General features: G+C 38.8%; 13 protein-coding genes. 3 read left to right on the top strand and 10 right to left on the bottom strand.

Going from position 1 to position 12493, the window contains the following annotated elements:
* Positions 1–57 precede the first annotated feature (57 nt).
* Genes IGL15_RS05175 through IGL15_RS05160 form a run of 4 tightly spaced genes read right to left on the bottom strand, consistent with a single transcriptional unit; the run spans position 58 to position 3041 of the window.
* Positions 58–828, bottom strand: a complete 771-nt coding sequence (locus tag IGL15_RS05175; protein WP_010829601.1) for an ABC transporter permease subunit — start codon at positions 826–828, stop codon at positions 58–60.
* Positions 825–1727, bottom strand: a complete 903-nt coding sequence (locus IGL15_RS05170) for an ABC transporter ATP-binding protein (RefSeq protein WP_104765678.1) — start codon at positions 1725–1727, stop codon at positions 825–827. Before IGL15_RS05170 ends, IGL15_RS05175 begins: the two co-directional genes overlap by 4 nt.
* Positions 1727–1927, bottom strand: a complete 201-nt coding sequence (locus IGL15_RS05165) for a PLDc N-terminal domain-containing protein (protein WP_010829599.1) — start codon at positions 1925–1927, stop codon at positions 1727–1729. The genes IGL15_RS05170 and IGL15_RS05165 overlap by 1 nt, the downstream gene beginning before the upstream one ends.
* Position 1928: 1 nt before the next feature.
* Positions 1929–3041, bottom strand: coding sequence for a helix-turn-helix domain-containing protein (locus IGL15_RS05160; protein WP_104765679.1), 1113 nt, complete (start codon positions 3039–3041; stop codon positions 1929–1931).
* A 179-nt stretch (positions 3042–3220) separates the two neighbouring features.
* Between IGL15_RS05160 and IGL15_RS05155 the strand changes: the two genes are divergently transcribed.
* Positions 3221–3775, top strand: coding sequence for an NADPH-dependent FMN reductase (locus IGL15_RS05155; RefSeq protein WP_002306271.1), 555 nt, complete (start codon positions 3221–3223; stop codon positions 3773–3775).
* 76 nt (positions 3776–3851) lie between these two features.
* Here the strand turns inward: IGL15_RS05155 and IGL15_RS05150 are convergent, their stop codons facing one another.
* From IGL15_RS05150 to IGL15_RS05130, 5 genes are all read right to left on the bottom strand, one after another.
* Entirely contained in the window at positions 3852–4373 is a 522-nt protein-coding gene (locus tag IGL15_RS05150) for a dihydrofolate reductase family protein (protein WP_010727544.1), read from the bottom strand.
* Between the two features lie 3 nt (positions 4374–4376).
* Positions 4377–4955, bottom strand: coding sequence for a DNA-3-methyladenine glycosylase I (locus tag IGL15_RS05145; RefSeq protein ID WP_002332521.1), 579 nt, complete (start codon positions 4953–4955; stop codon positions 4377–4379).
* A gap of 112 nt (positions 4956–5067) precedes the next feature.
* Positions 5068–6486 carry a signal recognition particle protein gene (gene ffh, locus IGL15_RS05140; protein ID WP_010727543.1) on the bottom strand — a complete coding sequence of 473 codons (1419 nt, stop codon included), beginning with the start codon at positions 6484–6486 and terminating at the stop codon, positions 5068–5070.
* A 20-nt stretch (positions 6487–6506) separates the two neighbouring features.
* Positions 6507–6845 (bottom strand): putative DNA-binding protein, encoded by a 339-nt coding sequence (locus IGL15_RS05135; RefSeq protein ID WP_002293708.1) that lies wholly within the window; start codon positions 6843–6845, stop codon positions 6507–6509.
* On the bottom strand, positions 6805–7308 hold the full coding sequence (locus tag IGL15_RS05130) for a DUF523 domain-containing protein (RefSeq protein ID WP_002297194.1): 504 nt from the start codon (positions 7306–7308) through the stop codon (positions 6805–6807). Before IGL15_RS05130 ends, IGL15_RS05135 begins: the two co-directional genes overlap by 41 nt.
* Positions 7309–7438: 130 nt before the next feature.
* Between IGL15_RS05130 and IGL15_RS05125 the strand changes: the two genes are divergently transcribed.
* Both IGL15_RS05125 and IGL15_RS05120 read left to right on the top strand, forming a co-directional pair.
* Positions 7439–8143 carry a response regulator transcription factor gene (locus IGL15_RS05125; RefSeq protein WP_002306267.1) on the top strand — a complete coding sequence of 235 codons (705 nt, stop codon included), beginning with the start codon at positions 7439–7441 and terminating at the stop codon, positions 8141–8143.
* Positions 8140–9876: an ATP-binding protein gene (locus IGL15_RS05120; RefSeq protein ID WP_104765680.1), complete on the top strand. Its 1737-nt coding sequence runs from the start codon at positions 8140–8142 to the stop codon at positions 9874–9876. Before IGL15_RS05125 ends, IGL15_RS05120 begins: the two co-directional genes overlap by 4 nt.
* A gap of 102 nt (positions 9877–9978) precedes the next feature.
* Here the strand turns inward: IGL15_RS05120 and IGL15_RS05115 are convergent, their stop codons facing one another.
* The gene (locus tag IGL15_RS05115; RefSeq protein WP_104765681.1) at positions 9979–12450 is read right to left on the bottom strand and encodes a cation-translocating P-type ATPase; all 2472 of its coding nucleotides are present in this window, start codon (positions 12448–12450) and stop codon (positions 9979–9981) included.
* Between the last annotated feature and the right edge of the window lie 43 nt (positions 12451–12493).

Raw genomic sequence — 12493 nt, 5'->3', positions numbered from 1 at the left:
AAGCTTTTTTTCTTTACAGCTTGATTAAATTCGATTTTTTTTAGGAAATAGAAGATTTTAGACTTCTTTTTTGTTAAAAATAAGCCACCCAGCTACGATGGATATGACGATAGAACAACACGTCACTGCTAATGACTGAGTATAATCTGTAAGGTGGATTTCTTTCGCAAGAAAATTTGAGGAAGAAATCAAATAAGTCGGTACATATTCTGCTACTTTAGAGAACAACCCAGCACCATAACTCAGAATGACCGTTCCCCCACTAGCCAACAGAACCGCATAATTGGAAGAAAGAAAAGCTGAATAAAATAAAATCAATGAATAAAGCCAACAGCCAAAAAAATAATAAGTAAAACTGATAAATAAAGGATGGGAGATAATCGACTGGTCCCAATAATAAATCGTGTATGCTAGCGTAATACTATAACAGCACCAATAGCTGACACTCCAAAACAGTATACCCATGATCCATTTCGACAGAAATATCTTCCAGCGCTTCATTCCTTTTGTTAGCAAGTTGATGATTGTTCCGTTTTGGTATTCGCTTGTCAATATCCCGCTGAATAAAAGAAGGAAGAAAATCAACAGCATCGGAATATTTTTATAAAATTGTGTCCATGAAGTCGTGGCATCAACTGTGATTTCCTGAACAGATATCCCTGACTCTGCCAGAGTTGTTGACATAGCTTGCACTAAATAAGGAGTCAATTTAGCTAGCAATGGATTCATTATACCGAAAATCACTGTGAGCGCACTTAATGTGATGATTTTTCCAGTACGCCAGTTTTCTTTTAGCTCCTTTTTAGCGAAGGCAATGAGTTGTCTCATGATTGAACGACCTCCAAAAAGAGTTTTTCTAGCGTAGGTTCTTCCATCTGGACCGATTGGACTGGCAATTGATATTTGGCTAGCAAATCCATAGCAAAAAGCATTTCTTCTTTACTTTTTTGTGGATAAGCTATACGCAGTTCACTTCGGATCATCTCTCCAGGTAAAAGCTCTTCAAATTGTTCGCGCTCTTTTTTGGAAAAAAATACGATCTCAAATCCACTAGCATTTGTTTGCTTTTTCAATTCGTCTACTGATCCAGACAACACGATTTTTCCATTATCCAAAAAAGCAACTTTATCACAGATACGCACCACGTCAGATAAAATATGAGTAGAAAATAAAATCGTCGTTTGCTCTTTCACAGAGGATAAGATATCTAAGATTTCTTTTCGACCAACAGGATCAAGAGCAGAAGTTGGTTCATCGCAAATGAGTAATTTGGGCTCGTTCAACAAGGCTTGAGCAATCCCTAAACGTTGTCGCATTCCTCTGGAAAATTTTTTGATCCGCTTCTTTTCATTTGACAGACCAACAAGTGACAACAGTTCATTGGTTTTTTCCTTTATCCGCTGTTTAGGCATTCCTGTGAGTTCGCCGCAAAAGATTAAATACTCGGAAGCGGTCATATAATCATAAAAAAACGGCACATCAGCTAGATAGCCGATTTCTTGATTGGTCGTTGTTTGTCCGTACTCTACTTCTTTTCCGTTCACTCGGATTGTTCCGCTGTCTTTTTTGATAAGACCTAAGATCAGTTTCATAGTTGTCGTTTTTCCAGCACCGTTTTTACCGATGAAACCAAAAATCGTCTGTTCTTCTACAGAAAAAGATAAATCATCCAGCAATTTGTTTGTACCAAAAGACTTTGAGACTTTTTCAAGTGTCAAGATAGCCACTACGCATCCTCCTTGCCAAAAATCAAATAAAGGACAGGACCGATAAACTGCATACCAACAATAACAATAATCACCCATATCATTCGATTTCCATGTTTATATTCAGAATGTGTAAAGATATGATGAAGTACATAAATAAGTAATCCAAACTGTACAATGATTAAAGGAATTAAAAACGGAAGAAATTCTTTGATGCCCATATTACTCGCCTGCCAATCGTTTTTTTAGTTTTTCAATTTTTGATCTTTCAATTTGTTGAAAAATCGGATTTTCTAATGCACTCAATGCCCCTTCCCTGATGATTTTCGTGTCTCTTATTTGCTGTACCCCAAGATCTGCTCCTTCAAATATCTCAGTTATCTCATCAAAATACCTATCACCATGAAGGATCCTGCCTTCCTCGCTTAAAAGTATAAGTGTCAAATCCACAAACTGTTTTAAGCACTTTATTACTTGTTCTTCTTTTTCATGTTTCGCATAAGCACAGGCTGCAGCATAAGAAAATTGAGCACAGCTGTTGGTATGGACCGCAGTCAGGTTGAATGCTTGGATCACAGCATCTATTCTATTGACAGTTTCTTCTATAACCGGTAATTGAATGATTTGGATCAATAGATAATGAGTGGCTGAAGATACGAGATTGATTAAATGAGAAAACATGCTGAATTGAGTGTAGCTTACCGCTTTTTTTGTTTGACCAGCGGCTCGGTACGCTTGGATAAGTAATGTGTCGCTTTGCTGGGTAAAACGATAAGGATCCGCTTTTTCTTCGATCTCAGATAAAGCTTCTTCTGGTTTGCCTAACTGGAGCATGACCGCTACTTTTAACAAAGAAGCATTATTGCATAGAGATAATTCTGCTGATTCTTCTACGATTTTCGTACATAATGCTTCTGCTTCAGACAGAATTGCTTGTTGTTCCTCCAGATCCTTTGTTAGCATAAAATGATTCAACCACAAAACGACTACTTGTAAAAGAAAAGGATAACATGAGTAATATTGTTTGACCGCTTTTCTACAGTCCTCCATCACATATTCAAAGGGCTCTTCAGAAAAAGCGATGGTCCACTGCTGATAAAAGTGTCTGATTTGCTCTTTCGTCAATTGAGGATGATAGCCAAGCAGTTCATCAACAGACACATCAAAAAAACTGGCTAATTTAGGCAATATGAGTACATCAGGCATACTTTGGCCTGTCTCCCATTTGGAAACAGAAGCTTTTGTCACACCTATGAATTCAGCTAGAGTTTCTTGAGTCACGCCTTTTTCCTTTCGTAAATTTGCTACATTTTTGGATAATGATAATTCTTCCATCTTATCCCTCCTTTTTCTTCATTATATAGACTTTCTAAGAGGGTTGGCAATGGAGACTAACGATACTTCGCGATCATTTGTCAACTAAAACGAAACTTTTATCAATAAGTGTTTTTATTTGCTCCAGTTACTTATTTTTTGTAAGATTATTATAGATAGTTTGAAGGAGGAAAAATCGTATGACAAAAAAAATTGGATTTTTTATTGGTAGTTTAAGAAAAGATTCTTACAACAAAAAAGTAGCAGAAGCTTTTGCGAAATTGCTTCCTGAAGGGTACGAAAGTGTATTTGTAAAAATCGATGATCTGCCATTTTACAATGAGGATCTCGAAACTCCAGAACAGGCTCCTGCTGAATGGACTCGTTTTCGTGAGGAAGTGAGGGGACTAGACGGTGTCGTTTTCGTTACTCCTGAATACAACCGTTCTGTGCCAGCAGTATTGAAAAATGCTTTAGATGTAGGCTCAAGACCTTATGGACACAGTGTTTGGGATCATAAACCAGGTTTAGTCGTTACTGCATCACCAGGTGGGATCGGCGGCTTTGGCGCAAACCACCATCTACGCCAATCACTTGTCTTTTTGAATGTGCCAACCTTGCAGCAACCGGAAGCATATATCGGAAACGTTGCGAATCTAATTGATGAAAACGGTAATATCGTTGAAGGAACATTAAGTTTCTTCCAAACGATTTTAGATGCGTATCTAGATTTTTCTAACAAATTAGCAGAATAAAATCAGAACAATAATAAAAAAAGGCAACTATATGCAGATTACTTCTGCTTATAGTTGCCTTTTTTTTTATTTACTTCTACTTTCGTACGTAATGCAATTCGATAAATTCACCGAATCGTGTCGTATCTAGCAATTCAAAACGCGCTTCATAGGTTCCTTTTTGGAATAAAGGGATCCCGTCCCCTAATAATACAGGGGCAATCTGGATATACCATTCATCAATCATTTGATGTTCCAATAGCGGTTTGATCAATCGACCGCCACCCACAACCCAGATATCTTTTCCTTCTGTCATTTGTAGATTTTTTAGAAAAGCAACAGGATCTTCGTTTACGACCTCAGCATCTGGCAATTGTAATTGTGCGTGGGTGGAAAAAACGAAATTCTTTTTCTCTGGATAAATTGCTTCGGTCTCCAAATATTTTTTTGCTTCCTGATAAGTTTTTCTGCCCATGATGGTCGTATCGATTGTTTCATAAAAAGCTTCATAAGTGGTTTGCTTACCTGTTGGAGTGTCAAAAAGCCATTGAAGATCATCCGTTTTCGTTGCCAAATAGCCATCTAAACTTATAGCACCATAAAATATGATTTTTCGCATGCTTTATTCGCCCTTTCTGCCGATACGTACGACCTCTTCTTTGCGGAAACAACTGTCAAGGTGATCATTGATGATCCCGACAGCTTCTAAAAAAGCATAGATTGTTGTGCTTCCGATAAATTTAAATCCTCTTTTCTTTAGATCTTTTGCTAATTCATCTGAAAGAGGACTTGTTGTGGGGACTTCTTCTTGTGAATGATAAGAAGAATCAACGATTTTTCCATTAGAAAACGACCAAAGATACTCTGAAAAACTGCCGATTTCTTCTTGAATTTTCAAGACTGCTTTGGCGTTTTGGACGGCTGCTTCGATTTTTCTTCGGTTACGAATAATTCCTTTGTTTTCCATTAGTTCACTGATTTTTGTTTCTCCATAATTTGCGACTTTTTTGATATCGAATCGATCATATGCTTCATCGAATGCTTCACTTTTATTTAAAATCGTCTGCCAGCTCAATCCGGCTTGATTAATATCAAGCATCAATTTTCGGAACAGCTTTTGGTCATCATATTCAGGAACACCCCAGACAGTATCATGATATTCCCGCATATTTTCTGTTTGTTCACTCCACGGACATCTCATCTGTGCCACCTCTTTATTTAGAGTAATTGTACCAATAAGTAATAAAAATTGCTGATAGAAAAGCTTCGGCAGTAGACATTCTTCTGTCTATACCGAAGCTGTTTTTCATATTTTATTTCCGTTTTTTCTTTTTCTTCTTGTTTTTCTTGATCATTCGATTCATCGCCATTTTGCCCAGTTTTCCTTTGACACCTGTGCCAAACATTTGGTCCATCCCTGGGATGTTCATATCACCTTTGGACATTTGCTGCATCATTTTTCTTGATTCCTTGAATTGTTTGATCATTCGATTCACTTCAACAACACTGTTTCCAGAACCGGCAGCAATTCGGCGACGACGGCTTGGGTTCAACAGATCAGGATTTGCTCTTTCTGCTGGTGTCATAGAATAAACCATCGCTTTTTTACGTTCTACGTCTTTTGGATCTACCTTGACGTTTTCGATTCCGGGTACTTGATTCATTCCTGGAATCATCTTGATTAGATCTTCCAATGGTCCCATACCCATCACTTGATCAAGCTGTTCAATAAAGTCATTGAAATCGAATGAATTTTCCCGCATCTTCTGTGCAAGTTCTTCCGCTTTTTTCTCGTCATAGTCTTGCTGCGCTTTTTCAATCAATGTCAGCATATCCCCCATACCAAGGATACGGCTAGCCATACGATCTGGGTGGAATACTTCTAAGTCAGTCAATTTTTCACCAGAACCGATGAATTTGATTGGTGCGCCTGTCACTGAGCGGATCGATAGTGCTGCCCCGCCTCGAGTATCCCCATCAAGTTTAGTGATGACGACCCCTGTAATACCTAATTGCTGGTTGAAGCTATCAGCTACGTTGACGGCATCTTGACCAGTCATGGCATCGACAACAAGCAAAATCTCATTTGGTTGCGTCAATTCTTTGATTTGTTTCAACTCATCCATCAATGTTTCATCGATATGCAGACGTCCTGCCGTATCGATCAATACATAGTCGTTTTTCTTTTCTCTTGCTAACTCCATCCCTTGACGGACGATCTCTACCGGGCTGACTTCAGTTCCCATATCAAATACAGGAACGTCTAGCTGTTGACCTAATACTTTCAATTGGTCGATCGCAGCTGGTCGATATACGTCCCCTGCGATTAGGAGCGGACGAGCATTTTCATTTTTCTTTAAATAATTGGCTAATTTACCAGTAAAGGTCGTTTTACCTGCCCCTTGAAGACCAGCCATCATGATAACAGTTGGTATTTTTGGTGATTTATTTAACTCTGCTGTTTCAGAACCAAGTGTGATCGTCAATTCTTCATCAACGATTTTTACGATTTGTTGTGCAGGTGATAAACTTTCCAGCACTTCTGCCCCTACCGCACGTTCGCGTACGCGCTTAGTAAAATCTTTGACTACTTGCAAGTTAACATCGGCTTCTAGTAAGGCAAGGCGGATTTCCCGCATCATTTCTTTTACGTCAGCTTCTGATACTTTTCCTTTTTTTCTTAGTTTTCCCATCGCCTGCTGGAGACGTTCAGTTAAGCTTTCAAATGCCATATTTTCTTCATTCCTTTTATTTATTCTTCGATTGCTTGAATTTGCTGTACATATTCAAGTAGTTTTTTATCTTCCGGGTACTTATCTGTAATATATGCAGTCATATTTTCCAATACCTGTTCTCGAACAATATAATTAGAGAAAAGATGGAGTTTTTTTTCATAATCCTCCAAGATCTTGCTTGTCCGCTTGATATTGTCATATACTGCTTGTCGGCTTACTTCGTATTCTTCCGCGATCTCACCTAATGAAAAATCATCTGCATAATATAATTCCATGTAGTTCATTTGTTTTTCTGTCAATAAGGTCGAATAAAATTCAAAGAGCGCGTTCATTCGATTGGTCTTTTCGATTTCCATTCTGCTCACCTCTAGTTTTCAGCCATTCTTCATCAGAGAGCACAGTCATTTTTTGCTGAATAAAATAAGCAGTAGCCACTCCGGCACCATTTTTTTTTATTCCGGAAAAACTCCCGTCATAAATCGAATGGGTTCCGCATGAAGGGCTTTTTTCCTTCATGATGACTAGATCAATGTGTTTTTCCTGCAATTTTTGATAGGCTTTGATCGCGCCATTTTTGTACGCTTCCGTTACATCTTCGCCGCTTGTCGTCCATACTTTTGCTTGATCTTTCCACACATCGAATCCATTTCCACCAATGATTTCAGCGGGATCTCTAGGAATTGGTAATCCGCCGATCACTTCTGGACAGACCATGACAGCTTCTCCAGTTTCAACTAGTTCCATCAATTCTGGTACTTCTTTTTTCTGTCCATCATAGCGACAGGCCAGACCGCCTAAACATGCACTGATTCCAATCATTGACTGCTCTTCCTTTCTATTCAGCAAAGTGCCTTCCTATTATACCATTTATTTCTTTTGTAAAATAGCCCTTTGTACTGATTCTATGCTAAAATATAAACAGAATGAAACCTATTTAAAGGAGATTTGAATGAAAAAAATACTAGTTGTTGATGATGAACCTTCTATTGTAACGCTCTTGACGTTCAATTTGGAAAAAGAAGGCTACAAGGTAACCAGTGCCACAGATGGAGGCGAAGGATTAGAATTAGCATTAGAACAATCATTTGATTTCATCATTTTAGATGTGATGCTTCCAACGATGGATGGCATGGAGATCACTCAGCGGCTGCGTCAAGAAAAAAATGAAACACCGATTTTGATGCTGACGGCTAAAGATGACCAAGTGGATCGGATCATTGGCCTAGAAATAGGTGCTGACGACTATTTGACCAAACCATTTAGTCCTCGCGAAGTATTAGCCCGTATGAAAGCAATATTCAGACGGATTGAACCTCGTAAGCAATCAAAAGATGAAGCTGAGCCTGAATATCTATCGATTGGACAAATCACTGCTGATTTGACCAATTATCAAGTGACCGTAGACGACCATCTGATTGAACTAACACCGAAAGAATTTGAATTACTTGTTTATTTCATGAAACGAAAAGACCGTGTGATCGACCGAGACACATTGCTAGACCGCATTTGGAATTTTGACTTCGCAGGACAAAGCCGAATCGTAGATGTACACGTTAGTCATTTGCGAGAAAAAATCGAGCGAGATCCAAAACATCCAAAGTACTTGGTGACTGTTAGAGGATTTGGCTATAAGTTTCAGGAACCAAAACGATGAAATGGAAAAAAATTTATGAACGTCTCTTCTTTCTTATTCTTTTAGTTAGTTTGTTTTTTGGTGGCTGGCAATTGATTTCCCATTATTTTCAACAGCAGATCGTGGAACAGCAAGAAAGCTACCTGACAAAAAAAGCACAACTGCTGATCCGGCAATTAGATGTCGAAAACCTCCAAGCAGCGCAAAACAAAACTGCTTTGGAAGAATTCGTCCATCAGTCGAACGAACGGATTACTTTAATGGATGCTACTGGAAAGATCTTATTTGACACAAACAATGAAACATTGAATGAACAGCGAAACTCCCGTCCCGAAATCAAAGCCGTATTGAATGGTGGGAACCTAGGTAGCGCTTTGCGCAAAAGTACTACTTTGAATGAGGATCTTTTATATGTCGCATTACCAGTCAAAAAAAGTGGCCAGTTAGAAGCCATTTTACGTATCGCAGAACCGACAAGCGGTTTTTTACCGAGAACTGAGAGTTTTCGCCGTTGGGTCTTTTTCTTCTTTCTGTCTTTCTTCCTTGTTCTTGCAGGAATGATCTATTATCTGATCTATCAAAAAAACCAGCCATTGAAAACCGTGCTGCCCGTACTAAAAAAAATGGTGCAAAATCCTAATCAGGCGGAAGTAATCATGCAAACACCCGATCAATGGGAAGAATTGTATCAGACGATCAATGCGTTGAGCGAACAAATGAGTAAGATGTATCGGGCGTATACTACCACAGAAGAGCAATTATATACGTTACTGAACGAACTGATGATTGGCGTATTCCTGATTGATGATGCTGATTCTCGTTTACTACTGCTTAATCCAAAGATGCAGCTACATTTAAACGTGGTAAGCTATCAACCTGAACAGCGGTACACAGAAGTCATTCAAGAGCCAAAACTCATTCAGCTGATTCATCAAGTGACTCCTGAGCATCCGCTGATCCATCAGGAGATCACCCTTACAGAAGGTCGGCAGACATTAGACTTGAGTTTGCGCTACTTTACTAATTCAGAAGGTACCGGACAGATTCTAGGGGTGGCGTATGACTTAACGAAAGTGCGACGTTTAGAAAAGCTACAAAAGGATTTCGTTGGCAACGTCTCTCACGAATTAAAAACTCCTGTGACTTCACTGATTGGTTTTACCGAGACTTTACTGGATGGTGCAAAAGATGACCCGCAAACTCTGACTTCTTTTCTTGAGATCATGCAAAAAGATGCGATTCGGTTAGATAAATTGATTCGGGAAATCATCCAGCTGTCAAAAGATGGCGAGAATTCTTACGAGATCCAGACAATTTATATAGAACCTTATTTCCAGCAAATCGTTCAAAATTATCAGCCAATCATTGAAAAGAAACGGTTGACGATTCGATTGATTGGAAAGAACGAACCATTTACTACTAAAGCAGATATCCTTTATCCAATTATCAAAAATCTGATTGAAAATGCTGTCCAATATTCAAAAAGCGACAACGAGATTATTATCCGCTATCAGGCAACAGATGATCTATCGTTTTCTGTCCAAGACTTTGGTATAGGTATCGACATTGAGGATCAGGAACGTATCTTTGAGCGTTTTTACCGCGTAGACAAGGCGCGAAGCCGACATTCAGGCGGGACCGGATTAGGGTTAGCAATTGTAAAAGACTACGTGCAACTCCTTCATGGTACGATTACTGTAGACAGTCATCTTGGAACAGGTTCGACTTTCACCGTTACCATTCCGAAAATGTAAAAAAGAGCAACTGCTCGTGCGTTTTAAAGTTGGATGACTCATCCTGCTTCGAAAGATACACGAGTGGTTGTTCTTTTTTACTTTTTTTTGAGATACTTTTCGTCAATTTTCTCGTTTAAATATCGATAGAAATTTTTTAACTACGCGACTAAACGGCTTTGGCTCTTTTTCATTTTTACGTTCAAACAAATATTCTACCAATGTGGTCAAATGCCTAAAAATCGAATCTGCCGAGAAAAATAGAATGCTCAACAGCAAAAGCGATACAGCTGAGATACCGGTGATTGAAAACAGCTTATGCAAAAAGACGACCGAAAAAAAGATACCGCTAGCACAGAAAAGAATGATCTGACTTCTGAATTTATTCAGCGGTGAACAGATTTTATAGAGAACGAGGAACCCTACTGCAATCAAAAGCATGGTAGATGCTGTAGAAACATCTGTTTTATTTAGATTCAAAGTCACCCCGCAGATCACCAACGCACCGACTACGATCATATCTGTTAGTCCACCTGGCACAGCTTTTTCCATCACATTCATGATGAATTTCCCTCTGATTCGCTTTTTGTTTTCTTCTAGAGCAAGCAAGAAAGATGGAAGTCCGATAGTAAACAAACTAATCAATGTGATTTGTGATGGTTCTAAAGGATAGGTCAGAGCAAAGATCACTGAAAACAGTGAGAGCAAAAAGGAGAAAATATTCTTCACTAAAAACAAGCTGGCTGATCGCTCAATGTTGTTCACAACGCGCCGTCCTTCTGCAACAACTTCTGGCATGCGTGAAAAGTCAGAATCAAGTAAGACCACTTGTGAGGCCTGCATGGCGGCTTCATTTCCGGAAGCCATCGCTATACTGCAGTCTGCTTCTTTCATGGCTAGAATATCATTCACGCCATCACCTGTCATAGCTACTGTATTGTTACGCTTTAGCAATTGAACGAAGATTTTCTTTTGTTCTGGCTTGACGCGTCCAAAAACTGTATATTTTTCGACAGCTGCTTCATATTCTTCTTCTGATAATTTAGATGCATCAACGTACTGATCAGCATGTGAAATCCCTGCTTGGACAGCTACATTGGATACGGTGAGCGGATTATCTCCGGAAATCACTTTGATGGCTACTTGCTGTTTTTTGAAGTAATCAAATGTGGCTCTTGCTTCTTTTCTGATAGGATTAGCGATCAGAATATAGCCTAATGGTGTGACTGCTTCTGTCAATACTGGTTCTTCAAGAATCCCATCGTACACACCAAAGACCAACACGCGATAGCCTTTTTCAGCGAAAGAAACAAACTCTTCCGCATATTCCGGCAATTGATCGCGCAAAACCATTTCGGGCGCTCCTAAAACATACACCTTGTCTGCCAACGCTACACTGCTGAATTTTTGGACAGAAGAAAAAGGAATAACATGGTGATAGGATTGATCAGTGGTTTTTGTAAAATATGCTTTAACAGCTTCCATTGTTGCATTGTCTCCTGCCATCGCTTTTGCATAGTCAGCAATGCATGCTTCCAATTGATCTGACTGACTGATTATTTCTTGTTTTTTAGAGACGATCACTTTTTGAACAGACATTTTATTTTCTGTGATCGTTCCTGTTTTATCTACACAAAGGACATTTACCCTTGCCAATGTCTCAATGCTTTTCATATTGTGTAAAAGAACTCTTTGCTTTGCTAGTTTAGTCGCACTTAATGCTAATGCAATCGTCGTCAGCAAGTACAGTCCTTCAGGTATCATACCGATCAATGCTGCTTCCATTGCAACGACACTTTCTTTGATCGTGTTTCCATTAAAAAAGTAACTTTGAGAAAAAAGCAGGATACCGATAGGAATAATGATGATCCCAATCCATTTGATCAATTGATTAAGAGAAGCAATCATCTCCGACTGTTCTCCTTCTCCCATTGTCTTGGCTTTGACTGTCAGCTGGGAAATATACGAATCTGCTCCAACTTTGTCTAATCGGGCGTAAGCTTTTCCGGAAACAATGAAACTGCCGGACATTAATGGATCGCCTATTTCTTTGGTTATTTCATCTGCTTCGCCTGTCAATAAAGCCTCATTAACTTGCAGTTTCCCTTCCACGACCTCTGCATCTGCTGGAATTTGATGTCCAGTCTCTAAAATAACAATGTCATCTATTACAAGGTCTTCTATATCTATTGTTTGTTCTATCCCGTCTCGTATGACATTGACTTTTGCTGTATTTAAAACATTTAGTTCGTCTAAGATCTTTTTGGATCGAATTTCCTGAAAAATGGCGATTCCTGTATTGGCTATGATAACTGGTAAAAAAGTCAAGTTCTTATAGGATTCTACTAAACAAAGCAAAATAGCTAAGATAAGAAAGATCAAATTGAAATACGTAAAAATGTTTTCCAATACGATTTGCTGATTTGTTTTGAATGTGGGATCGACTGAATCATTTGCTGCACCTTTTTCTATTCGTTCCTTGACTTGATCTGCCGTTAATCCTTCTTTATACGATGGAAAAAGACGGATGACTTTATCTGATGATCTTTGTGTTACTTTCTTTTTTTTACTTCGATTTGTCCATTTATTCTTCATGTGGCTACCTCGATTGATTTCGTTTTCTGGATATTTCCAAACT

Origin of the sequence: Enterococcus sp. DIV0436a (assembly GCF_051711605.1) — a bacterium.
GTDB classification, from domain to species: domain Bacteria; phylum Bacillota; class Bacilli; order Lactobacillales; family Enterococcaceae; genus Enterococcus_B; species Enterococcus_B faecium.
This window is presented reverse-complemented; position numbering and strand designations above follow the sequence as displayed.